Source organism: Clostridium sp. CTA-6, assembly GCF_054768115.1.
Genome location: NZ_BAAAAU010000013.1, coordinates 93,505 through 116,885, shown reverse-complemented (window position 1 = coordinate 116,885; position 23,381 = coordinate 93,505). Strand labels below are relative to the sequence as shown.

Annotated in this window: 37 protein-coding genes and 5 tRNA genes; 40 read left to right on the top strand and 2 right to left on the bottom strand. The window is 30.2% G+C overall.

Annotation, left to right across the window (positions count from 1 at the left end):
- Positions 1–51: 51 nt before the first annotated feature.
- The 5 genes from ACYUDJ_RS19095 to ACYUDJ_RS19075 all read left to right on the top strand — a co-directional run bounded on the left by ACYUDJ_RS19095 (position 52) and on the right by ACYUDJ_RS19075 (position 517).
- A tRNA-Arg gene (locus ACYUDJ_RS19095) sits at positions 52–128 on the top strand.
- Between the two features lie 5 nt (positions 129–133).
- Positions 134–209, top strand: a tRNA-Lys gene (locus ACYUDJ_RS19090).
- 28 nt (positions 210–237) lie between these two features.
- Positions 238–313: transfer RNA gene (locus ACYUDJ_RS19085), tRNA-Pro, on the top strand.
- Positions 314–342: 29 nt separating this feature from the next.
- Positions 343–416 (top strand) — tRNA-Gly (locus ACYUDJ_RS19080).
- A gap of 24 nt (positions 417–440) precedes the next feature.
- Positions 441–517 (top strand) — tRNA-Arg (locus ACYUDJ_RS19075).
- A 125-nt stretch (positions 518–642) separates the two neighbouring features.
- On the opposite strand, the gene ACYUDJ_RS19070 is transcribed toward ACYUDJ_RS19075, so the two are convergent.
- Positions 643–1,812 (bottom strand): tyrosine-type recombinase/integrase, encoded by a 1,170-nt coding sequence (locus tag ACYUDJ_RS19070; protein WP_163222168.1) that lies wholly within the window; start codon positions 1,810–1,812, stop codon positions 643–645.
- 54 nt (positions 1,813–1,866) lie between these two features.
- Positions 1,867–2,199, bottom strand: coding sequence for a helix-turn-helix domain-containing protein (locus ACYUDJ_RS19065; RefSeq protein ID WP_163222166.1), 333 nt, complete (start codon positions 2,197–2,199; stop codon positions 1,867–1,869).
- Positions 2,200–2,399: 200 nt separating this feature from the next.
- On the opposite strand from ACYUDJ_RS19065, the gene ACYUDJ_RS19060 reads away from it, so the two are divergent.
- The 35 genes from ACYUDJ_RS19060 to ACYUDJ_RS18890 all read left to right on the top strand — a co-directional run bounded on the left by ACYUDJ_RS19060 (position 2,400) and on the right by ACYUDJ_RS18890 (position 23,376).
- Entirely contained in the window at positions 2,400–2,645 is a 246-nt protein-coding gene (locus ACYUDJ_RS19060) for a helix-turn-helix domain-containing protein (protein ID WP_163222164.1), read from the top strand.
- Positions 2,617–2,892 carry an excisionase gene (locus tag ACYUDJ_RS19055; protein WP_460289928.1) on the top strand — a complete coding sequence of 92 codons (276 nt, stop codon included), beginning with the start codon at positions 2,617–2,619 and terminating at the stop codon, positions 2,890–2,892. Before ACYUDJ_RS19060 ends, ACYUDJ_RS19055 begins: the two co-directional genes overlap by 29 nt.
- Before the next feature lie 11 nt (positions 2,893–2,903).
- Positions 2,904–3,701, top strand: coding sequence for an ORF6N domain-containing protein (locus tag ACYUDJ_RS19050; protein ID WP_460289927.1), 798 nt, complete (start codon positions 2,904–2,906; stop codon positions 3,699–3,701).
- An 11-nt stretch (positions 3,702–3,712) separates the two neighbouring features.
- On the top strand, positions 3,713–3,973 hold the full coding sequence (locus ACYUDJ_RS19045) for a ubiquitin (RefSeq protein ID WP_460289926.1): 261 nt from the start codon (positions 3,713–3,715) through the stop codon (positions 3,971–3,973).
- 1 nt (position 3,974) lies between these two features.
- A complete protein-coding gene (locus ACYUDJ_RS19040) occupies positions 3,975–4,157 on the top strand; it encodes a hypothetical protein (protein WP_460289925.1) in 183 nt (60 codons plus the stop codon).
- Between the two features lie 16 nt (positions 4,158–4,173).
- Positions 4,174–4,443 carry a helix-turn-helix domain-containing protein gene (locus ACYUDJ_RS19035; protein WP_460289924.1) on the top strand — a complete coding sequence of 90 codons (270 nt, stop codon included), beginning with the start codon at positions 4,174–4,176 and terminating at the stop codon, positions 4,441–4,443.
- A 49-nt stretch (positions 4,444–4,492) separates the two neighbouring features.
- Positions 4,493–4,828, top strand: a complete 336-nt coding sequence (locus tag ACYUDJ_RS19030) for a hypothetical protein (protein ID WP_460289923.1) — start codon at positions 4,493–4,495, stop codon at positions 4,826–4,828.
- Positions 4,829–7,078 carry an AAA family ATPase gene (locus tag ACYUDJ_RS19025; protein WP_460289922.1) on the top strand — a complete coding sequence of 750 codons (2,250 nt, stop codon included), beginning with the start codon at positions 4,829–4,831 and terminating at the stop codon, positions 7,076–7,078.
- 26 nt (positions 7,079–7,104) lie between these two features.
- Entirely contained in the window at positions 7,105–8,031 is a 927-nt protein-coding gene (locus tag ACYUDJ_RS19020) for a recombinase RecT (RefSeq protein ID WP_460289921.1), read from the top strand.
- Complete coding sequence (locus ACYUDJ_RS19015; protein ID WP_460289920.1) at positions 8,032–8,763, top strand: MBL fold metallo-hydrolase; 732 nt, start codon at positions 8,032–8,034, stop codon at positions 8,761–8,763.
- A gap of 1 nt (position 8,764) precedes the next feature.
- Positions 8,765–8,926, top strand: coding sequence for a hypothetical protein (locus ACYUDJ_RS19010; protein WP_460289919.1), 162 nt, complete (start codon positions 8,765–8,767; stop codon positions 8,924–8,926).
- Between the two features lie 10 nt (positions 8,927–8,936).
- Complete coding sequence (locus ACYUDJ_RS19005) at positions 8,937–9,755, top strand: DnaD domain-containing protein (RefSeq protein ID WP_460289918.1); 819 nt, start codon at positions 8,937–8,939, stop codon at positions 9,753–9,755.
- A complete protein-coding gene (locus tag ACYUDJ_RS19000; RefSeq protein ID WP_460289917.1) occupies positions 9,688–10,473 on the top strand; it encodes an ATP-binding protein in 786 nt (261 codons plus the stop codon). The genes ACYUDJ_RS19005 and ACYUDJ_RS19000 overlap by 68 nt, the downstream gene beginning before the upstream one ends.
- A gap of 16 nt (positions 10,474–10,489) precedes the next feature.
- Positions 10,490–10,972 (top strand): dUTP diphosphatase, encoded by a 483-nt coding sequence (locus tag ACYUDJ_RS18995; protein ID WP_460289916.1) that lies wholly within the window; start codon positions 10,490–10,492, stop codon positions 10,970–10,972.
- 2 nt (positions 10,973–10,974) lie between these two features.
- Positions 10,975–11,163 (top strand): DUF3797 domain-containing protein, encoded by a 189-nt coding sequence (locus tag ACYUDJ_RS18990; protein WP_460289915.1) that lies wholly within the window; start codon positions 10,975–10,977, stop codon positions 11,161–11,163.
- Positions 11,164–11,185: 22 nt separating this feature from the next.
- Positions 11,186–11,404: a hypothetical protein gene (locus ACYUDJ_RS18985; protein ID WP_460289914.1), complete on the top strand. Its 219-nt coding sequence runs from the start codon at positions 11,186–11,188 to the stop codon at positions 11,402–11,404.
- A 131-nt stretch (positions 11,405–11,535) separates the two neighbouring features.
- Positions 11,536–11,928, top strand: coding sequence for a replication terminator protein (locus ACYUDJ_RS18980; protein ID WP_460289913.1), 393 nt, complete (start codon positions 11,536–11,538; stop codon positions 11,926–11,928).
- Between the two features lie 26 nt (positions 11,929–11,954).
- A complete protein-coding gene (locus ACYUDJ_RS18975; RefSeq protein ID WP_460289912.1) occupies positions 11,955–12,668 on the top strand; it encodes a hypothetical protein in 714 nt (237 codons plus the stop codon).
- A 64-nt stretch (positions 12,669–12,732) separates the two neighbouring features.
- Positions 12,733–13,095, top strand: a complete 363-nt coding sequence (locus ACYUDJ_RS18970) for an HNH endonuclease (protein ID WP_460289911.1) — start codon at positions 12,733–12,735, stop codon at positions 13,093–13,095.
- A gap of 15 nt (positions 13,096–13,110) precedes the next feature.
- Entirely contained in the window at positions 13,111–13,275 is a 165-nt protein-coding gene (locus ACYUDJ_RS18965) for a hypothetical protein (protein ID WP_162832537.1), read from the top strand.
- Positions 13,272–13,676, top strand: a complete 405-nt coding sequence (locus tag ACYUDJ_RS18960; RefSeq protein WP_101527882.1) for a DUF1064 domain-containing protein — start codon at positions 13,272–13,274, stop codon at positions 13,674–13,676. The genes ACYUDJ_RS18965 and ACYUDJ_RS18960 overlap by 4 nt, the downstream gene beginning before the upstream one ends.
- A gap of 2 nt (positions 13,677–13,678) precedes the next feature.
- Positions 13,679–14,026 (top strand): hypothetical protein, encoded by a 348-nt coding sequence (locus ACYUDJ_RS18955; RefSeq protein ID WP_460289910.1) that lies wholly within the window; start codon positions 13,679–13,681, stop codon positions 14,024–14,026.
- Positions 14,027–14,048: 22 nt separating this feature from the next.
- The gene (locus ACYUDJ_RS18950; RefSeq protein ID WP_460289909.1) at positions 14,049–14,597 is read left to right on the top strand and encodes a hypothetical protein; all 549 of its coding nucleotides are present in this window, start codon (positions 14,049–14,051) and stop codon (positions 14,595–14,597) included.
- A 45-nt stretch (positions 14,598–14,642) separates the two neighbouring features.
- Positions 14,643–14,987 carry a hypothetical protein gene (locus ACYUDJ_RS18945; protein WP_052117167.1) on the top strand — a complete coding sequence of 115 codons (345 nt, stop codon included), beginning with the start codon at positions 14,643–14,645 and terminating at the stop codon, positions 14,985–14,987.
- Positions 14,988–15,003: 16 nt separating this feature from the next.
- Complete coding sequence (locus tag ACYUDJ_RS18940; protein ID WP_460289908.1) at positions 15,004–15,156, top strand: hypothetical protein; 153 nt, start codon at positions 15,004–15,006, stop codon at positions 15,154–15,156.
- Positions 15,157–15,185: 29 nt separating this feature from the next.
- Positions 15,186–15,506: a hypothetical protein gene (locus ACYUDJ_RS18935; protein WP_460289931.1), complete on the top strand. Its 321-nt coding sequence runs from the start codon at positions 15,186–15,188 to the stop codon at positions 15,504–15,506.
- Positions 15,507–15,552: 46 nt separating this feature from the next.
- On the top strand, positions 15,553–15,711 hold the full coding sequence (locus tag ACYUDJ_RS18930; protein ID WP_460289907.1) for a hypothetical protein: 159 nt from the start codon (positions 15,553–15,555) through the stop codon (positions 15,709–15,711).
- A 94-nt stretch (positions 15,712–15,805) separates the two neighbouring features.
- On the top strand, positions 15,806–16,801 hold the full coding sequence (gene xerA, locus ACYUDJ_RS18925; protein ID WP_460289906.1) for a site-specific tyrosine recombinase/integron integrase: 996 nt from the start codon (positions 15,806–15,808) through the stop codon (positions 16,799–16,801).
- Between the two features lie 16 nt (positions 16,802–16,817).
- Positions 16,818–17,033: a hypothetical protein gene (locus ACYUDJ_RS18920; protein WP_460289905.1), complete on the top strand. Its 216-nt coding sequence runs from the start codon at positions 16,818–16,820 to the stop codon at positions 17,031–17,033.
- Between the two features lie 96 nt (positions 17,034–17,129).
- Complete coding sequence (locus ACYUDJ_RS18915; RefSeq protein ID WP_460289904.1) at positions 17,130–17,321, top strand: hypothetical protein; 192 nt, start codon at positions 17,130–17,132, stop codon at positions 17,319–17,321.
- A gap of 99 nt (positions 17,322–17,420) precedes the next feature.
- Positions 17,421–17,834 (top strand): RNA polymerase subunit sigma-24, encoded by a 414-nt coding sequence (locus ACYUDJ_RS18910; protein WP_460289903.1) that lies wholly within the window; start codon positions 17,421–17,423, stop codon positions 17,832–17,834.
- 447 nt (positions 17,835–18,281) lie between these two features.
- Positions 18,282–18,467: a hypothetical protein gene (locus ACYUDJ_RS18905; protein WP_460289902.1), complete on the top strand. Its 186-nt coding sequence runs from the start codon at positions 18,282–18,284 to the stop codon at positions 18,465–18,467.
- 44 nt (positions 18,468–18,511) lie between these two features.
- Complete coding sequence (locus ACYUDJ_RS18900; RefSeq protein ID WP_460289901.1) at positions 18,512–19,459, top strand: terminase small subunit; 948 nt, start codon at positions 18,512–18,514, stop codon at positions 19,457–19,459.
- The gene (locus tag ACYUDJ_RS18895; protein ID WP_460289900.1) at positions 19,443–20,768 is read left to right on the top strand and encodes a PBSX family phage terminase large subunit; all 1,326 of its coding nucleotides are present in this window, start codon (positions 19,443–19,445) and stop codon (positions 20,766–20,768) included. The genes ACYUDJ_RS18900 and ACYUDJ_RS18895 overlap by 17 nt, the downstream gene beginning before the upstream one ends.
- A 448-nt stretch (positions 20,769–21,216) precedes the next feature.
- The gene (locus ACYUDJ_RS18890) at positions 21,217–23,376 is read left to right on the top strand and encodes a phage portal protein (RefSeq protein WP_265203822.1); all 2,160 of its coding nucleotides are present in this window, start codon (positions 21,217–21,219) and stop codon (positions 23,374–23,376) included.
- Positions 23,377–23,381 lie beyond the last annotated feature (5 nt).

Genomic DNA, 23,381 nt, shown 5'->3' with positions numbered 1-23,381 from the left:
CCTTCCAAGCTAGTTACGAGGGTTCGATTCCCTTCACCCGCTCCATAATATGCGTCTTTAGCTCAGATGGATAGAGCAACGCCCTTCTAAGGCGTGGGCCAGGGGTTCGAATCCCTTAAGACGCACCAAATAAGTGCCATTAGCTCAGCTGGTAGAGCACCTGACTCTTAATCAGGGTGCCCGGGGTTCGAACCCCCGATGGCGCACCAGCTTGATGGCGATTTTAAGACTATATATCGGGGTGTGGCGCAGATGGGAGCGCGCGTGGTTTGGGACCATGAGGTCGCAGGTTCGAGCCCTGTCACCCCGACCATTATTAAACTGACAAGAAATATGTAATATGCGGGTGTAACTCAATGGTAGAGTGCTAGCCTTCCAAGCTAGTTACGAGGGTTCGATTCCCTTCACCCGCTCCATTTTTTTGTTCTTTTTTATTTAGTGCGCCCATAGCTCAGCTGGATAGAGTGACGGACTTCGAATCCGGAGGTCGCAGGTTCAACTCCTGCTGGGCGCACCAGGAATGTTGAAATAACAAGGATTGATACTTTGTAAATCTTGTTATTTTTTTTATTTTCCCACATCTTTCCCACATTAGAAATAAAAAAATAAAAGGGTTTAAAAATTCCCACATCTTTTCCCACCTTAAGCAAATAAATTATTTAATTTTTCAACAGCTTTTATTTTTTCTTTAGGCATTACATGAGTATATATATTAGCTGTTATAGATATATCAGAATGTCCAAGAAGCATTTGAACTGTTTTAAGCGGTACGTTAACTTCAAATAGTTTTGTGGCGTATGTATGTCTTAGTGAATGAAATTTTTTATAAGGTATTTTAGCTTTTTTTAGTAATCTTTTATAACTCTTAGTTATATTTCTAGCATTCATTGTATTCCCGACCTCAGTTGTAAATACATAATCAGTATCATTATAGGAATTGCCACTTTTTAATTTTTCTTGTTTTTGCAGTTTTCTATGTTCTTTTAAATCTGATATTAAATTAGAAGGTATTGGAACAGTTCTTATGCTATTTTTAGATTTAGGAGATTGTACTATAGTTTTATATTCTTTAGATTCGTCAGCAGATATTATATTAACTTGTTTAATACTTCGTTCTACTTTTAATTGCTTATTATTAATATCTATATCGCTCCATTTTAACCCTAGAAGCTCACCTTGCCTTAATCCAGTGCCTAAAGCTAATAATATAAGAAATTTTAATCTGTGTCCTTTTAATGCTACTTTAAGAGTATTTATTTCTTTATCCGAAAATACTTCTATTTTTCTTTCTTGTGTTTCAGTCTCGCCAGGTATAACTATTCTTTTACCAGAGCATGGGTTTTTTAATATATAACCTTCATCAGTGGCATAATTAAAAAAATTTTTCAATAATTTGTTTAGATTTTTAATTACATTACTAGTTTTACCTTTAGTATATAAAGAATTATAATATCTTTGTAGATGTATTGTTTTTAAATTGCTTATTCTAAGACCATATATATCACTGTTCTTAACATAATTTCTGTATATGCCCTCATAGCGTTGAAAGGTAGAGGGTTTTATTTGGTTAGATACTCTTACTATTTCAAATAACCAAGAATGCATTAATTCTCCTAAAACTATATTTTTATAGTCTACATTAAGACCTTTTTTAATATTATCTAGATATTCATCTCTTTTATTTTCAGCGTCTTTTTTACTAGAACCATAAAATTCTTTTCTAATTAATTTCCCGTTGGAATCTCTACCTATAGAAACGGTAACTCTATAATATTCTTTACCGTTTTTGACACAATTTATTTTACGTCCCATCAAAATCACCTCATTTTTTTAGCATACATTCAGTTAGTTGAATGTATGCTTTTTTTAAGTAAGTTTATCTACTCTAGATCTTATAAAGTTTAATAGTTTTTCTTCTATTTGCTTATCAATATCGTTACTATTAGTGATGATGCCTTTGTCAATTAATTCTTGTATAAAGTCATCAACCAATGTAACTCTTTCTGAATTATTGGTTATATAATCCAAAGAAACTTTATAAAACTCAGATAGCTTTTTTAAGGTTTCAACTGTTCCTGTTCTATCTCCTTTCTCTAGATGCCACAACATATTTTTACTTATACCTGTTTTTGAAGATAATTCTTCTAAAGTTAATCCTTTATTTTTCCTAAGTTTTGAAAGTATTTCATTTTGTTCCATTTCTATTTCCTCCTTGCATATATACATTATATCCATTTTGGAGACTACAAGCAAATTATTTTTTGTCTCCATTTTGGAGATATTTAAAGAAAAGGTTAGGAATACTTTGGTAATCTCTCTAAAACGTCATTTTAGAGGGAGTATTGAAATTGCCTTGTCTCCTAATTGGAGATAGAATTAGGGTGAAAGGAGGCGAAGAAATGAATTTTAAAACATTAAGGAAAAGACAAAATTTAAGTATTAGAGAAGCAGCTAAAAAACTTGACATTAGTTTTCAATCAATTTGTAGATATGAAAATAAAGGAAGAGTTCCTAAGAATCAAATTTTAATCAAAATGCTTAGTGCATATAATTGCACAGAAAAGGAACTAGGTGAAGCTGTTTTAAATAATATAAAATTTTCAGGGGGTAAAAATAATGCAACAAAAAATATTAGAGATAACTAAAGGTTTAACCAATATAGAATTAAAGCAGATTATTAAAGAAGCGATTCAAGAGACTACTAATAATAAAGCAACTTTAACAATAGATGAATGCGCAAAGTATAGCGGAATAGGAAGAGATAAAATATTACAGTTAGCTCACGGAGATAATAGTTTCCCATCTTTCAAAGTTGGAAAAAAATTTTTAGTAAATAAAGAGCTACTAGATAGTTGGTTAGAAGATATAAGTAAAGAGAAAAAGGCTATATAGGAGGTAAAAGCATGGAAAAGGTAGTTTTAAACATACAAAATGGACAACCTGTGGCAAAAAAAATACAACCAATAGAAATTAAAGGTCAAAGAGTTTTAACAACAGAGCAACTTGGAGAAGTTTACGAGGTTGAAGAAGTTAGAATAAGACAGGGATTCTCTAGAAACCAAGATAAATTTCAAGAGGGCAAACATTATTTTAAATTACAAGGCGAAGAACTTAAACAATTTAAAAGAGAGTATCTTAAAGATACTTCGTTAAAATTAAACTCTTTAATGTTATGGACAGAACGAGGAGCAAACCGACATTGCAAAATATTAGACACCGACAAGGCATGGGAGCAATTCGACAACTTAGAGGAAACTTACTTTAGAGTTAAAGAAAAGAATTTACCACCTATGACTATAGAGGATGTTTTAATAGAAAACTTGCAACAAATGAAGGACGTGAAGCAACAACTTAACCAAGTAAGCTACACTGCTTTAGAAGCTAAACAGACGTCAGAAGAAAATAAAGAGCAAATTAAGGAGTTCCCTTTATTCACTATAGATAGTAAGGAATTAAGTAGAGTAGTTAGTAGAGTTGCAATTAAATGTTTAGGTGGCAAGGGTACTCCAGCATATAAGGAATTAAATAGAAAAGTATTCTCAGACATATACAAACAAGTTTGGAGAGAATTTGATGTAACAAGTTGTGCAGCAATAAAAAGAAAATATTTAGATGATGCCAAGAAATTTATAAGTGAATATAAATTACCAAGAGCATTAGCAGATGAAATTGAAATATTAAATAATCAAGTAAGTTTTTAGGAGGATTACAAATGAATAAAAAAATAAAAACAACAGATTTAAATTTAAATGTTTCTACAGGAACAATACTTTATGTGGATATAGATATTTTTAGGTTTCTATATGATTCAGAAATATTTTGTATAACAGTTGAAGTTATTGATGGAGAGAATTATGAATTTTTAGAAGAAATCAATTTGGAAAAGGACAGAAGTAATTTAGATTGTAATGATTTAAAAATATTTGCACTAAATTGGATATTTAGAAATGTTGAGATAGTAAAGGAGTTTTAAAATGTTAAGAAAGTTATTAAAAGAAAGGGGTATCAATCTAACAGAAGCAGAATTTGCAATAGTTGCTGAAATTACAACAGATGATATTAAGTTTAATAGAATTAGCTATAGAAAGTGTACAAGCTTAGATTATGTTTTAGACATTGCAATAAGAAGTGCAAGTATTTTTAAAAGATGTGCATAGAAAGAAGGTGTAAAAGATGAATGAAAATTGGTGCACATTAGCAATAGCGGTCTTTTATAGAAGTCCTTGTACAATAGAACAGGCGGGCGAATTATATACCAATGGTAAGTTTTTTAGAAATAAAAGGCCTAAGGAAGATATCGAGGACATGATTAAACTTAGAAAACAGGGATTAAAATTTAAAGAAATAGCAGAAATATTTTGTTTAAATCAAAGCACAGTATGCAATTTGGTAAACACTTTCAAGAAGAAAAAAATGGCTCCCTGCCAGGAGCCAAATAATTAAGTTAAGATACGTTACTTAAATTTTAAATGAGATTGGAGGATTTGTAAAGATGAAACAGGTTGTAATAGCATTATTAACAACAACTATAAATAGATATTCTGAGGTTGGGGGAAGCATAGTATCCCAGAAATGCGTTATTAATGATTTAACTAATATTTTAGATTATATACAAGATATTCCGGAAGAAAATAAACCCAATGAGGGTTTGAACATATTTAATGAGATAGTAATGGAAAATAAAGCTCTAAGCAAAACAGTTAAAGATCTTGAGGAAGGTTGCCAATATATGTGTGATGTTGAGAAAAATCAAATTAAAAAGATGGAATTACTTAAAGCAGAGAATGAAGACTTAAAAGCTAAATTATTAAAAAAGGAGGAAATATAAATGGCCAAACAAATAATTTTAAATTCCTTAAAACTTAGAAACTTTAAAGGAATAAAAGACTTAAGTATAGATTTTTCAAATATAACTAATATATTTGGAGAGAACGGAACAGGAAAGACTACTATAGCAGATGCTTTTATGTGGTTACTTTTTGATAAGGACAATCATGATAGAGCGACGTTTGAAATTAAAACACTAGACAATAACAATGTTCCAATACATGGCTTAGAACATCAGGTAACAGGAGTTTTAAGCATAGATGGTAAGAATATAACACTTTCAAAAATATATAAAGAAAAATGGACTAAAAGGAGAGGGGAAGCAGAAAAGCAGCTTACTGGACATGAAACTATTTATTCAATAGATGAAGTGCCAGTAAAAAAGAAAGAATACCAGAAGACAATAAACAATATTATAGATGAAAACCTATTTAAGCTTATAACTAACCCTCTTTACTTTAGTACAAGCATAAAATGGCAGGATAGAAGAAAGACTCTCTTAGACATTATAGGAAATATTACAGATGAAAGTGTTATTAATTCAAGAGAGAATTTGAAGTCACTAACAGAGCTTTTAAATGACAAGGATATAGATACTCTAAAGAAAAGTGTACAAGCTAAAAAAAGAAAGCTGAATGAAGAAATTAAGTCCATTCCTTATAGAGTAGATGAATGTAATAACTCTATAAAAGAAGTTGATTTTGAAGCTTTAGAGTTTAGAAAAAGAGGAATAGTTTCTGGAATAAAAAGTTTAGAAGAACAGCTATTAGATAGCAGCAAGGTAAATGAAGAGGTTTTAAAAGAAAAGGATAAGTTATACTCTTTAAAATCTAAATTAAGAGATATGGAATATAAGGCAGAGAATGAGAAGAATAAACCTAAAAAAGAACTTCAAAGTAAGCTTAATTCATTGAAATTAGATATAGATAGGCTACAAAGTACAATTAACAACTTAAAAATAAATAAGCAGTATAGTGAAAATGACATTGAGCATTATAAAAAATTATGTGACGAAGAAAGAAACAATTGGTTTACCCAAAACAAAAAAATATTTGAATTTGATGAAAGCAACTGCATATGCCCAACTTGTAAAAGAGCTTTTGATACAGAGGATATAGAAAGAAAAAGGCAGGAGTTAGAAGAAAATTTTAATTCTAATAAAGCTAAAATACTAAAAGATATACAAAATAAAGGCAAGAGCTATAAAGAATTATTGGAGAAACATGAAGAGAAGTTAAACATGATTAAATCTGATATAGATTCTAAAAATAAAGAGTTGGGAAAACTTAAAGCTGCAGAACAGGACCTAAAAGAAGAGATTGATAATTTTATTGCAAAAGATACTTTAATAGATGATGGAGAATACCAGGAATTAAACATAGTTATAAGTGAGTTAGAAAATAAGTTACAACAACCAACTACAGTTAATAATCAAAGACAAGAACTTAAGGAAAGAAAGTTTAAATTAGAAATTGAACTTGAAGAAGTAAATGGACAACTAGCATATAAAGAACAAAATGAAAAGCTTAAAAATAGAATACAAGAACTCCAGGAAAAAGAAAAGAAACTAGCACAACAAATAGCAGAGCTAGAAGGTCACGAGTATCTTTGTGAAGAGTTTATAAAAACAAAGGTTGAATTATTGGAATCTTCAATTAATTCTAAGTTTAAATATGTAAGCTTTAAGCTATTTGACACTCAAGTAAATGGCGGGCTAGTAGAAACATGCGAAGCGCTAATAGATGGAGTACCTTTTAGTAATGCAAATACAGCTTCACAGATTAATGCAGGGCTAGATATTATAAATGCACTTTCAGAGCATTACAATGTAGCAGCACCAATATTTATAGATAACAGAGAAAGTATAAATAATTTAATAGAAACTGATAGCCAGGTAATTAATTTATTAGTATCCAAAGATAAAGCTTTAAGAATAGAAAACAGCTTAGAAATATCAGAAGAAGATAGAGAATATTTTAATAAAAAATTAGAAGAAATTAAAGACAATATAAATGATTATTCTAATGGCTACATTATAGAAGATATATTCCCAGAAGCTGATTTTATAAAAGAAGAGCTAGGGGAGCAATCAAGGTGGAGTATTCAAAAGACAGTATATTACCAATATAAAGGAATGTATTTAGCAGTATATTGGGATGATCCAGCAACAGAAATGCAAGAGGGACAAGATACAAACTGTGAAATAATTGAAGTTAAACCAACTAAAAAAGAAGTAGTTGAATTTATATAAAAATTTAAGAGTGGAGGTAATGTAAAATGGCAGATAAAAATACAACAGCTATAACATTAGCAAAGGAAGAAGCTTTAAATCAAGTAGCAGCTAAAATATCAGAATTAAAAAAGAATAATGAAATAGTTTTTCCAAAAAACTATTCAGTAGCTAACGCAGTTAATAGTGCTTGGTTAATACTTCAGGAGGTTCAGGATAAAAACAAAAAACCAGCTTTAGAAGTGTGTACTAAAAATTCAATAATTGGTTCTTTGTATGATATGTGCCTACAAGGATTAACACCAGCTAAAAAGCAATGTTACTTTGTAGTTTATGGAAACCAGTTACAGCTAATGAGAAGTTATATGGGTACTGTAGCAGTAACTAAAAGGCTTAAAGAGGTTAAAGATGTAAAAGCTTATTGCATTTATGAAGGTGATGATTTTGAACAGAAGTATAATGTTGATACTGCAACTCTTGAAATAACTAAGTTTAATCCTAAATTTGAAAATATTAATATAAATAAAATTAAAGGAGCATTTGCTGTAGTATTAGGAGAAAGCGGACCCCTTCATACAGAAGTTATGAATATAAATCAAATAGAAAAAGCATGGGCACAAAGGTATGGAAAGGCTAAAAGTGATACACATATAAATTTCGCAGAGGAAATGGCAAAAAAAACTGTGATAAATAGAGCTTGCAAAATGTTTGCTAATACATCAGATGATAGTGATTTATTAATCGAAGCCTTTAATAATACTGATAAGACTTATGATGAAAAAGACATGGTTAGTAATGTCGAATATGAAGTTAAAGAAGAGATAAAAGAAAAAGCAAATTCTAAACCTTTGAGTTTGAATCCACAAACAGAGGAACCTATGAAAGAAATAGAAGTAGTTGAAGCAGAAAAGGTTGAAGTTAAACAAGTAGAAGAAGAATCAAACCAAATGACTTTAGAAGGACCAGGATTTTAAATGAAACTTAAGGTATTAGGGAGTGGATCAGCAGGAAACTGCTATCTACTCCAAGGAGAAAATGAAACCTTAATAATAGAGTGCGGAATAAAGTATAAAGATATATTAAAAGGTTTAAATTTTAATATTAGCAATGTAGTGGGTTGCATTATCTCTCATGAACATAAAGACCATTGTAAAGCTATGAGAGATATATTAAAAGCTGGAATAGATGTATACACAAGCGTAGGAACTGCAAGAGCACTTGCAGATGAATGTTATATAGAAACTTATCATAGGCTTAATTTTATAAAATCAGAAAAAGTGTTTAAAGCTGGTGAATTTACAATACTACCATTTAAAACTCAACATGATGCAGCAGAGCCACTAGGATTTTTAATCTATCAAAAAGAAATAGGTAATTTGCTTTTTATAACAGATAGTTATTATTGTGAATATAAATTTCAAGATGTAGACCATGTTTTAATTGAATGTAACTATAGTAATGAAATATTACAAGAAAAAGAGTTATCTAAAACATTAAAAAATAGAATAATTAAATCCCACTTTGAATTAGAGAATGTTAAAGAGTTTTTAAAGGCTACAGATTTAAAAGAAACTAAAGAAATAGTGCTTATACATTTATCAGATGGAAACAGTAATACAACGCAATTCCAAGAAGAAATAGAAAAACTAACAGGTAAACCAACTTACATTGCAGATAAAGGACTAGAGTTGAATTTGGAGGGATAGCATGAGAGCAGATATAGATATTAATAGTAAAGATTATGAGATTTTAATATATGATGATGTGCATTTAACTTTTTATGATTCAAATACACATAGCAAAGTAAAAATAGTTATTCCAGAGCATATAGCTAAGAAATTCAAGGAAGAGTTAAATAAGAAACTATAGGAGAGATACTATGGCAGAAGGTAAGGAAAAAGGGTGGATTAGTTTATATAGAGCAATGGAAGATGGTTGGTTGTGGGAAGATAAACCTTTTGCTAGAGGACAAGCATGGATTGACCTTCTTCTTCAAGCCAACCACAAAGATAAAAAAGCATTTTCTAAAGGTGAATTAGTTGTCGTTAAGAGAGGCAGTTTTTTAACATCAGATCAGTTATTAGCAGATAGATGGGGATGGAGTAGAAAGAAAGTAAGAACATTTTTAGAGGTGCTAGTTAAGGAACAAATGATAGAACTAAAAAGGTCGCCAAAAGGTACAAGCTTAACCCTTGTAAATTGGGACTTATATCAAGGATTGGGGACAACAGAAGAACAACAGAAGATACAACAGAGGGACAACAGAAGAACAACGGAGGGTACAACAGAGGAACAACAGAAGAACACTAACAATAATGATAATAATGTTAATAATGATAATAATGATAATAAGTATATAAATAATAAAGAAGAAGTTAGTCCAATAGAAGTATATCAAAATAATATATACCCTATGCCAGGAGTAATAGAAATAGAAGGTATCAATAGTTGGAGTAATGATTTAGGAAATGAACTTATTGTATATGCAATAAATATAGCAGCTAAATCAAATGTTAGGAAATGGAACTTTATAGAAAAGATTCTTATAGATTGGGACAAAAACGGAATAAAGACTTTAGATCAAGCAAAAACATATTCACAAAATAGAAGGAAAGGAGGACAAAAGGAAAATGACAGAGATAGAACGGATAATACAAAAGATGAAGTTAAATACGACTTCTCAAGATTCGGAGGTTAATTATAAATGTAAAAAATGTAGAGACACGACATGGATAGAAACAGACGAAGGCTTTAAAAGGTGCGAGTGCTATGAAAAAGAAAGAATAAAAAGAATGTGGAGTAAGTTTGGATTAGATCCGCAGAACACTTTAAAACTAAATGACTATAAACCTTATGATGAAGTAACAAAAATAGCTAAAGAAAAAGCAATAAATTATATAAAGGAGTTTAATAAAATAAAAAAGACTAAGGAGAATAGTTTTGGATTATTTGGACAACCAGGTGCAGGTAAGAGCCACATTATTATAGCAATAGGAGTTGCTTTATTAAAAGAGAATATACAGGTGGTATATATGCCTTATTTAGAAGTTATAAGAGAACTAAAAGCAAGCACACTAGACCAAGAATATTATATTAAGTTAATAAGCAAGTATCAGTGTCCTACGGTTCTTATAATAGATGATTTATTTAAAGATAAAATTAAGAATGATCAGTTAATAAAAGACAGATATGGAAATATCGTGGGTTTAAGTGAATCAGATGTAAAACATATATATCCAATATTAAATTATAGGTATCTAAATGATTTACCTACTTTAATAAGCACAGAGTGTACACAAGAAATGTTAATACAATTAGATGAAGCATTAGCAGGCAGAATATTGGAAAGATGTGGAGAAAACATGGTGACATTTAAGGGGCCAAAATACAATTATAGAATGAGAAAATTTGCTTAAAGGAGTTGAATAAACAGTGAATTTAAGAGAACTTTTAAAGAAACAGAAAGAACTTGATGGAATAATTTTAGAAAGAGCAGGAATAAAAAAGTATCCATATGAAAGCATGAAATTAGCTTTATTAGTTGAACTTGGAGAGTTAGCAAATGAAGTACAGAGTTTTAAGCATTGGAAACAACATAAAGAAATAAATAGAGAAAAGGTACTAGAGGAATTTTCAGATTGTTTACACTTTGCTCTTAGCTTAGAAAATCAATTAAATCAATTTCCAGATGAATTTTTAGATAACTTTTCAATATCTATATTAATATATAAAAGAAGTAATAAAGAAATTAACCAAGGATTTTTACAAGTGTATAAATTTGTGCTACAAGGATACTCAATATTATTATCAGTAATAGGATTAGGACTACGCTTAGGAATAACACTAGAAGAAATGCAACAGTCCTATTTGAAAAAGTATGATACAAACATTAAAAGGCAGCAAGAAGGTTATTAATTATGGATGTAAAAACGTTATTGCCCATAATGAGAAAATATGAGAAGTGTCCTAAATGTGGAAGTAATAGAATTGGTAATGGTGAGGGCGGAATAATAATCGAAGATGATACTTATACAAGAACTTGTAAATGTGGATTCAAAATAACAATAAATGAAGATGGGAAAGAAGATACAGAGGAAATAAATTAAATAATCCAAGGAGTGAAAATGTATGGTAAATATAAAAGACTATCAAGTGTTTTTCACAGTTATGGAAGGTGATAAATTTGTACCTTCAAATATTTGTTGTGATATGACAAGTCGTATTACTGAAGCAGTTAGATTTGATTATTTAGATGATGTAAAAGATTTTCACAAAAATCTTAATAGTGAAAGGGATTTCAAAATAGTAAGAGTTAAATATGAATTAAATGAAATAGAAAAACAATAAACAAAGTGTAATACAAACATAATGAAAGTTAGTAGCTAACTAATACTATAGGTATAGGCTAACTATGGACATATTTATATCTATAGTGTATGAGTATAATAAAACACTAATACTGAAAGGAGAACAATATTATGGAAAAGATGATTAATCTAGAAACCTTTGCTGATGGAGCATTGGCAGAAAAAATCAATATGGCTTTAAAGGAGGTGTTAGAAAATATTGCAGATCCAAATACAGATTATAAAACAAAAAGAAAGTTAACTGTAGATATGACATTTATAAGTGGTGAAGATAGAGAATTAACAGAAGTATCTATAGTGGCTAAGCCTAAATTAGCTCCAACCAAACCACTAGCAGCTAAGATTGTAATTGGCACAGATGGCAAAGGTGGAATACTTGCTAGTGAATATAAGAAGCAAATTCCAGGACAAAGCACTATGAGAGTTGATGAAGAAACTGGCGAAGTATTAACTACCGCAGAGGAAAAAGAAGTAGATCTCAAAGGTATCAAATTAGTAAAATAATAAAAATAAAATTGGAGGAATGAAAAATGATAAATAAAGAAGCTTTAGAATACTTAGTAAATTTAGGAGAGAAAAGGGACCCAATTATTCAACTAGATCAAGGAACTTTTTCAACAAAAGGATTAGATAGGGTTACAGGACCATTAGCAGACACATTAACAGTATCAACACTTACAGGATTAGTAGATTATATAAAGACAAATACAGATAAATTACAAAGTGAATTATTAATACAAGTAAAATCACATGATGATGTAAGACTATATAGTCCCTTAAATGAGGATAGAGAAAGAGAAATGTATATAAAAGCAGTAGCTATTTTGCCAAATAATATTTATTATGACAGATTCATAGGCACAGAAGAATTTAACATTATGCTTCAATCTAGTTTTGTAGATGTAGGAGATAAAGAGGTTTTATTAAAATATACAGGCTTAATAAAAGATGAAGCAGTAAAAAGTACAGGTGATGATGGAGTATCTCAAGCGGTCACAATTAAAACTGGTGTAGCAAGTGTAGGACAAGCAGTAGTACCTAATCCAGTAACATTAGCACCATATAGAACATTTCCAGAAATTGAACAACCTTTAAGTAAATTTATATTTAGAATGCAACAAGGACCTAAAGCAGCTATTTTTCAAGCTGATGGTGGAGCTTGGAGAAATCAAGCAATGCAAAGTATAAAAGCATACCTACAAGAAGAATTAAAAGGAATGCAAAACATTAACATAATATCTTAGCAAACATGGACAGGCAGTAATAAATAAACTTACTGCTTGTCCTATAAACAAAGGGGATGAAAATTTGGAAGAATATAAACATTGTGAGGTGTGCGGTAGGTTATATCCAGAGAAACACCATATCGTTTTTAAAAGCCAAGGAGGACTAGATTTCTTTTTAAACTTTAAATATTTATGTGTGGAACATCATAAGGGGAAAAACTCCCCACATATGTGTAAAAAAATAGACCTGAGGTATAAGAAAGAACTCCAAGCCAAATTAAAAAATAAATTAATCCAAGATTATTATACAGAAAATGAACTAATTAAGATACTAGAACTTAATAGAAGACAAGTTAAAAAGATGTGTAGAAAATTTTTATTATATAAGGAAGGATATAAAACAGAAGATATTATAAGAAGGCTAATGGGCGGTAAATTGTATTAAAAGGGCGGTGCTGAAATGTCTAATAGGGAGAGAGCTAATAAAACTTATATATTACTTCAGCAGAGAAAGAGAAATAAGGAAAGAAGAAAAGAACAGGATTATATGTTACACGCAATGGAGAACCTGGATAGAACCTATAAGAAAAATTATAAAGGTTTAAAAAGGAGAGGACAAATTTGAGGTGGACAGAGGAACAGTATCAGGATTACCTCAAAAATAGGGGTCAGAAAGTAGAAAAACCTAAGGGGAAGAAAAAACAGAAATATAAAAATAAAGGTACGTGGATAGATGGTGTATTTTTTAGAAGTCAATTAGAAGCTAAAAGGTACTGCCAATTAAAGTTGTTATTTTACGCTAAGGAAATAGTAGGATTTGTATTACAACCAGAATTTATTTTACAAGAAGGCAATGAAGAAAATAGAGCAATAACCTACAGTGCAGACTTTTTAATATTAAATAAAGATGGGACCTATACAGTAGAAGATACAAAAGGCTATGAATCGGAACAATGGAAAAGAACCTATAAGCAGTTTAAACTTAGATATCCTGGAATAGATTTAAAGATACTAAAGGAAGTGTAGATATGACACCAATAGAAATAATGCAAAAGATAGGAGTATGTCAGCAAGCATTAACTAGAGGTAATACAGAATTAAAAACTCTAGGAGTAAAGAAAGCTGCAGCAGAGCATGACTATAAAATAGCATTAAGAAAAGAAATTTTAAGATTAAGGCAACTTGAAAAACAACCAGCAACACTAATAAATGATTTAGCTAAAGGTAAAGAAGAAATCGCAAAATTAAGATTAAATAGAGATATAGCAGAAACTAACTATAGTGTATGTATAGAAGCTATGAGAAATTTGAGATTAGAACTTGAAGCATATAGGAGCTTTCTTACATGGGAGCGTGTAGAACTTAAAAATACGTAATTTGAAATTTGGAGGTATTAATATGAAAAAAGAAGATAAAGAGTTTTTAAAAGAATTACAACATGAAATGCTAACTCAAGATAATGTAGGTCAAGCAAACCCAAGGTTTTGGGTTGTTATGCAAGATGTAAAAATATATGGAATTGAAGATAATTTCGATATTACAGGGCAAACAATTATTTATGAAGGTGAAGAAATTGGAGATACTTTAGAAGCAGTTTGTGATTTTTTAATAGAATATATTAATGATGGATATTTAGAATATACAGTTAAATTTTTAAACGATTCTATATTAATTGATGGATTTGAACCTTTTAACACAATGGGAGATGCTTTTGATTTTATGGAATCTGAATTACATTTAGAAAATATAGGCTTAGTTAATTATAGAATTGAGAAACAAATTGCACCGGATACAATGTTTCTAACTTTAAGAGAATGCAAAGAACATATTAAATCAAATAATTATCATTATAAAAACCCTCATCCATATGCAATGACAGCATGGAGAAGTCCTCAAGTCAGTAGGCTTTATGAAATACTTGAAAAAACAGATTGGGAAAACATATAATTTCACAATTTGAACTTATTACGTCATAAAGTGAGGAGAAATAATATGGGTAAAAAATATTTAGTTTTATGTAATAGGCACAATAGTATATTCGGCGGAGAATGGGGCTTATTTTGGGGATATAGAGAAAGCGAAGGTGGATATAATTCTGATTTGAGAACCGCACATAGATTTGAAGAAAGTGAAATAGATAGATTTAAAGATGATAGGGATATACCAATACCTATAGATGTTTTAGGTATACCAGAGGAATATGAAGATGAAAAGACTATAAATGAAAACATTAAAGTTATGATTGAAAAAGGAACTTTAAATAATTTATTAGATTTAGATTTAAGACCATTACATCAAACAGGACAATATTGTCCTAACTGTGGTGAAGAACTCTAAAATTGGAGGTATAAAGATGATTTGTTGGGATTGTGGGAAAGAAATTAATGATACAACATCAGTATACGATCAATTTAGTTGTGATATATGCGAGGTAACGCTTTGTAAAGATTGTTATCTTGAGCATATTGGATTTTGCGAAGAGTGTCTAAGTGATAGAGAAGAATAATAGAAATGCTAATCTTTGAGGGTGATAAATTGAAGAATGAACAACTTTCATTTTTAAAACCTATTGAAAAGAATGTGGGAAAACAGAAAATATATGATGCAACTATATGTGATAGATGTTGCTGTAATAAATGTAAGTATAGTGTTGAGATTTATCCTAATTTAAGTGATAAAGAGTGTAAAACACTTAAATATAGTTGTTTTAATTGTGATGAATGTTATTTCTATGGAATGGATAATGAAAATTTAAGCAGGAATAAAGTTAAATTCCAATGTGATAAATTTGAAATGTCAAATTACTATAAGGAACTTGAAGCTAAAAGGAAAAGAAAAAGTTTTAAAATAATTTAGTACACAATACAAAGATAAGGGGACTTAAATATAAAGGAGAACAATCATGTGTGAATATTGTAAACATGCTTCAGTATGTGGCGATAATGTTGAATGTTTGATTTCTCATAGAGAACCAACTTATGAGGAATATAATAAATGTGATAATTTTGAGTTGCATGATGAATTAGAAAAAAAATATCAAGATTTTTTAAAATTACAATAGTTATGTAATGCAAATAAAGTAAGGAGAAATAATAAAAACTACTAGAGATATTATATGCTAAGAGTGTCTCGGTGGCAATATAAGGAGGAAGTATATGTATATTACAAATAGTAAAGATGAAGTTGTAATAAAGCTTGTTGGTAAATTGTCGCTAGAATTTCCAGAGATAGATCAGATTAAGGTTAGAGGGTTAGTTGAAGAAGTATTATACAGATACGATATAAAGCCAACTGAGACAGCTCTTGTAAGCAGTGACATAGAAGAAAAATTACAAATATATTTAGCATCTAAGAAATTGGATGGATTGAGTTTAGAAACATTAAAAAACTATCAATATAATTTAGCTATATTTGCAGATTATTTAAGAAAACCACTAGCAACTATAAATACAATGGATCTAAGAATGTTCTTAGGGGCTAGATGTAAAAATATGAAGCCAAGCAGTTTAAATGGTCAAATATCAATTCTAAAAAGTTTCTTTGGTTGGCTTGCAACTGAAGAGTATATACCTAAAAATCCTGCTGCTAAACTAAAGCAAACTAAACAGCCTAAAAGAGTAAGAAAGCCATTAACAAAGGAAGAAATTGAACTGCTGAGAGAAGCCTGCGAAACAGATAGACAAAAAGCATTAGTAGAGTTCACAATATCTACGGGATGCAGATTGGATGAAATTTTTAAAGTAAATAAAGATGATATAAACTGGCATGAGATGAGCTTATTTGTAATAGGTAAGGGGAACAAAGAGCGCAAGGTATATTTTAGTACAAAAGCTAAAATTTTATTGAAAAAATATCTGTTAACTAGAGAAGATAATAACGAAGCGTTGTTTGTTACATCTAAAAGACCTTATAATCGATTAGGGAAAAGGAGTATTCAAAGGGAATTTAAAAAGATAGCGAATATAGCAGGAATGGAAAAGTCAATACATCCTCATTTGTTTAGGCACTCTTTTGCAACCTACAAAATTAATAGTGGTATGCCAATGCCAATTATACAACACTTAATGGGACACGAGAGCCCAGCAACTACTCAAATATATGCGCAACTATCAGAAGAAACCGTAAAATATGAATACAAAAAAATATCGTAAAAGGCAGGTAAAACAGATGCGTAAACTTTCAATGATGGGATCAAGCAAATACGAGTTTGAACCTCAAAAATTTGATGAAGATATTAAAAAACATAGGGAAAATTATAAAAGAAAAGAAGAAGAAATTACAAAGATTTTAGAAGAATTTATAAATCAAGATACGTGGCAGCAGGATAATTTTAGGACAATAACAAAAGCATTGAAGTTGCTTAAAATTAGATATGACTTATAAAGAGTTTAAATTAAATAGGTGTAGGGATCAAACTAAGTATTTCTGCACCTTAACTGTACTAGAGTATTAAAACGATAATACAAAGGAGGGTTAATCATGGAAGCATGGAGAAAGAAGTTGGACAAGTTTCTAAATGGTGAGTATAAGCTATTTGAGGAAGACTATAAAATTACTTATCCATGCATATTGAAAAGAAATAAAAAGAGGATAAAGGCAAAGATTGATATGGAACATGGTGTTATATATAACCTAAAAGGACAAGAAATAGGGAGGGTAAAAGCAGTATGACTAAACTAGAGATAATATTGTTTATAACTGCAATAGTAAGTTTAATAACCACAATGGTGTTATATAAAGAAAATACTAAGAATAAATAGGAGGACAAGCATGAATAAGGAGGAACTAAAACAATTAAGATATATAAAAAGTGAAATAGAATCAATAAAAAAGCAACTTTCGGATTTAGATTATACAGTTGCAACTGACAAAGTAAGAGGATCTAGTTCTCATTTTCCTTACGTGCAAAGGAGTTTCACTATTACTGGTGTAGACTACGAAGAATATAATAAGAAGGTAGAAAGACTACGAAGAAAATTAAATAAAAGAATAAAAGAGCTTATAAATTTAGTTGAAAAAACAAATGAATTTATAGAAGATATAGATGACAGTTTAATAAAGCAAGTAATAAGTTTAAGGTATATAAACGGATTAACATGGGAAGATGTAGCAAATAGTATAGGAGGGAATAATACATCGGATAGTGTAAGGATGTTATGTAATAGGTTTTTAGATAGACTTTAAATATGTTCGCCATGTTCGATTTAGATATGATAATATGATATTAAGAAAAAATATGTAAAGCAGGGACTTATCGTACAAAGTAAGGCAACTGCAAAAATAAAAAATATATAATGTATTGTGTATGTACTAAAGGGCACTTAGATTAATTTCTAGGTGCTTTTAGTAATTCAGTAGAAAATAATATAAAGTATATTTAATTAAAAAATAAATATACTTCAAATATACTTCAATTGAGTTATGTTATAGTAGTATTGTAAATATAGTATTATTTTTATAGTATAAGGTAATAGTATATAGAATACTAACGGTTTTTTAAGTTAATATAAGAGTGGAACTAATTAAAGCACTTGGAACAGACTTTTAATCTGTAATCCAGGTGCTTTTTACATACCTAAAATTGATTAGGAGACCATATTCATATTAAATAAAATATGGGAGGTGGGAGGCTTGAAGGTAGGGAGAATAATAGAAACACAGCAGCCAGGAATACATAAGCAATTAAATAAAAATAGAAAACAGAATAAGAAAAAGTCCAGGAGAGGTAAGAAAGAAGACCTCTCCTTTTCTGATTATGTTGAAATGATGAAACATGATAGCTATAAAAGGCACAAAGGAGCTTTAAGACAAAGATAGATTTACAAAACAAACGAATAAACATATAGCAGCGAGGTGGTGGTATGGCAAGAGCTAGAAGTCCGAATAGAGATAAATCATTTGAAATATATAAAGAACATGATGGAAATATAGATTTAGTAAAAATAGCAGAGATTTTAAATATTTCACCTGGGACAGTTAGAGGATGGAAGAATAAAGATAAATGGGATGATAAATTGAATGGAACGTTCCAAAAAAATAGTAAGAAAAATACGGAACGTTCCAAACATAAAAAAGCAAATAAAGATATTAAAAAGGAAAAGCCTAAAGATAAAAATAATATGTCACTAGAACTGACTGAACTTACTGAAAGACAACGGTTATTTGCTGAAGAATTTGTAAAAGTACCTATAGCATATAAAGCAGCAGTAAAAGCAGGATATTCACCAGATAGAGCGTTTATAACTGGAAGTGAGTTAGTAAGAAATCGTAAGGTTAAGACCTATATAAAATATCTAAAAGAGCTTAAGCGTGAATCGCTTTTAATAGATAAAGAGGACTTGATTGACGTACATATGAGAATAGCTTTTTCGGATATTACTGATTTTGTTGAATTTGGAAGAGAAAGAGTACCAGTATTAGTTAAAGGTATGCCCCTAATAAAAAAGAATCCATTAACAGGAGAGGATGAACCTGTTACAAAATTAGTAAATTCAGTACGTCTAAAAGAAGATTTTGAGGTGGATGGCTCTTTAATAAATGAAGTATCTACAGGGAAAAATGGAGTTAAAATAAAACTATATGATAAGCAAAAATCCTTAGATTGGTTAACAAATTATTTTGCATTGAATCCTATGGACAAACACAAGATAGATTTTGATAATGCCAAATTAAAATTAGAAGAACAAAGGAATGGAATTGCTGCATTAAAATTCAAGGAAGATCCAGAAGAAGAGACCGAAGATGATGGTTTTATACAAGCATTAGAAGGTACAGCCCAGGAGGATTGGTTAGATGAAGAAGAAAACTAAAGCAGTATTTAAATTCAAACCATTCTCTAAAAAGCAAAGGAAAGTATTGAATTGGTGGACAAAATCCAGTCCAGTAAAAGATGCAGATGGAATTATAGCAGATGGAGCAATAAGAAGTGGTAAAACTGTATCTATGTCTTTATCATTTGTTATGTGGGCTATGGAAAGTTTTGATAACCAGAATTTTGCTATGTGTGGTAAGACAGTTGGAAGTTTTAGACGTAATGTATGGTTTTGGCTTAAAATAATGCTTTTAAGTAGAGGATATAGATATAAAGATCATAAAACAGAAAATTATATAGAAATATCTAAAAATGAGAAAACAAATTTTTTCTATATTTTTGGTGGTAAAGATGAAGCTTCACAAGATCTCATCCAAGGAATAACTTTGGCTGGGATTTTTTTTGATGAAGTTGCATTAATGCCTGAAAGTTTTGTAAATCAAGGAACGGGTCGTTGTTCTGTAGATGATTCTAAGTATTGGTTTAATTGTAACCCAGACGGTCCAATGCATTGGTTTAAAGTAAATTGGATAGATAAATCAGTTGGATATCTGAGTAAAGAACAGCAAAACGATCTTACCTCAAAAGGGGTAAATTTAAAAAACATATTATATCTACATTTTACTATGGATGATAATTTATCTTTATCAGAGAAAATTAAGCAACGTTATCGCAATATGTATGTAGGTGTATTCTTTAAAAGATATATTCAAGGCTTATGGGTAATGGCTGAAGGAGCTATATTTGATATGTGGTCAAAAGAAAATGAGATCACAGAAGAACAACTTCCTTTAGGATTAAAACATAAAGCAAGAAGATATATTGCTATAGATTATGGTACCAGTAATCCTATGGTTTTCTTAGATATTTGGGATGATGGAGATACAGTATGGATTATAGATGAATATTATTATGATAGTAAAGAAACAGGAAGACAAAAAGAAGATTTTGAATATGCAGAGGATTTTCAAAAATTTGTTGGTGATGACTATCCTACTTATGTTATTATTGACCCTTCGGCTGCAAGTTTTAAGACCGCATTAAGAAATAAAGGATATAGAGTAAAAGAAGCTGACAATGATGTTAGTGATGGTATAAGGATGACATCAACAATGATATCAAAAAGAAAAATAAAAGTTGTTAAAGCTAATTGTCTAAGAACTATAAAAGATATAACTAGCTATGTTTGGAATGAAAAAGCTTCAAGGCATGGTGAAGAAGTACCAGTTAAAGAAAATGACCATGGAGCAGATGCTTTGAGATATTTTGTAAAGACTATAATTAAATCTAGAAGATTAGCAAAGTAAATAGTGCATATATACATTAACATACGTTGTTTTCTGCATAAATATTCGTGTATAAATTGTAAATGAGAATATATTTGCAGAAAAATAAAAATGCGAAATTGAAGAATAGCTTAATATCAATGTTTGTGGAGTATTATATTTTATAACTTCGCTAAATGTGCATTTAGTCACAAAATTAAAGAAGGTGATATAGAATTAAAATTTTAGTTACTCTAGGTGTTTTAATACTAGGGTTATTTTTTAGTTGGTGCTTATTTCTTAAAATTGGAATAAGCAGTCAACGATTAGAATGGAAACCAATTGAAAAAGATAAAAACTATTATTTCGTAAAAGTAAGTTTGATAATAGGTGAGTTAATAATACATTTATTTGCATTTGGAATTTTATTCGCTTTTGTATATAGCCTTTTATGGTATTAAATATTTAACAAGAAAGGAGGTTTAGTAAAGTGAGTAAAAAGAAAAAATATAATAAGGATTCAAAGATAAAGTCTAAACCTTCATCCAAGAAAAACAAACAACCTTCAAGAGGAATTACCACAGATGCTTTTGCCAATGTATTAGCTAGATTAGGTGCAGGAACACCAAATTTATTAGAAGGTACAGACTATCCAATGACTAGACTTACACAGAATTTTCAATTAATGAATAGTCTTTATAGGTCACATTGGATAGTAAGAAAAGTAATAGATTGTATACCGGAAGATATGTGTAAGAATTGGATAAAAATAAATTCTCAAATGACTCCAGATGCCTTAGATAGATTCACAAAGCTACAGCGTACTACGAGAGTACAAAGAGATATATTGCAAGCTTTGAAATGGGCAAGGCTTTACGGTGGTGCTGGTGCAGTAATTATCATAGATGGACATGAAGATATACTAGGCACACCATTAGACTATGACATGATAATGCCTGGAAGTTTTAAAGGAATGATAGTTACAGATAGGTGGTGTGGCTTAACTCCATCAGAAGAAATTATAGAGGATATTGGAAGCCCTGACTTTGGATTACCTGCATATTATGATTGGAGCACTGAAACAGGAGGAACCGTAAAAGTTCATCATAGCAGAGTCTTAAGATTTATAGGAAGAGATCTACCGAATTGGGAAAGATATTCGGAACAGCAATGGGGAGCAAGTGAGATAGAAATAATCTTTGATGAATTAAAAAAGAGAGATAATACAAGTTGGAATATAGCGCAACTTGTGTTCTTAGCTAACCTAAGAGTACTGAAAATGACAGATTTGGGTGAATTACTCGCTATAGGGGATGAACAGGCACAAAAGGATTTATATAATACGGTACAGGCCCAAAATTGGTTAATGTCTAATATGGGTATGTACATATTAAATAAAGATGACGATTTTCAAACACATCAATATTCATTTAGTGGCCTAAATGATATATACGAATCTTTTATGTTAGATGTAGCTGGTGCTGCTGAAATACCAGTTACGAAACTATTTGGTAGAAGTCCAGCAGGATTTAATGCTACTGGGGAATCCGATTTGCAAAATTACTATGACATTATTGAACAGAAGCAAGCATCACAGTTATATCCGGCACTAGATAAATTGCTTCCTATAATGTTTATGAGTGAATTTGGTGCAATCCCAGATGACTTAGACTATGAATGCAATCCAGTAGGTTCTTCAAATGAAACAGAATTAGCTGATATAGTAGACAAAAAATCTAATTCCATAATTAATGTTTTTAATTCAGGGTTAATAAGTCAAAAGACTTCTTTAAAAGAATTAAGGCAAATGGGAGAAGTAACAGGAATGTTTACTAATATAACTGATGAAGATATAGAAAATGCTGACGATGATACAGATTCAACTGGAGATATGCCTGAGGATGATAATGATATAAATTTTAATTTGCCATTAGGTGATACGTTGCCGGCAACTGATGGCGGAAAAGGAAGTGGCAACTTTGGACACCAAGGTAGGCCAGGAGAAATAGGAGGAAGTGGTGAAGGTGGAGGTTCTGGAAGTGAAGCCGAAAAAGATTGTATATTAAAGAATTGTAGTAAAGAAATACAAAAAATATATGATAATAATAGGAAAAATGAGAAAGTAATAACACCAGTAATGAATGATATTGCTAAAGAACTAAACTCTAAGATGTATGGACTAGAGTTTAGCGTTAAAACTGCTTCATCAGTTGAGGATAAAATTGCAAGGAAAAAGAAAGTAGGATTTACAGAAAAAGAGGCAATTGAGTCTATGGGCGACATTGTTAGATATACACAATTATGTGAACATGATAAAATAGCTAACAATACTTTAAAAACTATTGAAATACTGACAGAAAAAGGGTATGATGTAATAGAAATAGATAATAAATATCTTGATACTATTAGTGACTATAAAGGAGTGCATATTAATGCTATATCTCCAGAAGGTCAAAAATTTGAACTACAGATTCATTCAGAGGAGAGTATGGATGTAAAAAATAAGATACATCCACTATATGAAGAAGCGAGAAATGTTAATACTAGTAAAGAACGTTCAAAAGAATTAAGCCAAATTATGAAAAATATATCCTCAAAATTACCTAAACCCAAAGATATTGACAATATCAAAAACTATAAGAAAGGGTGATTGAT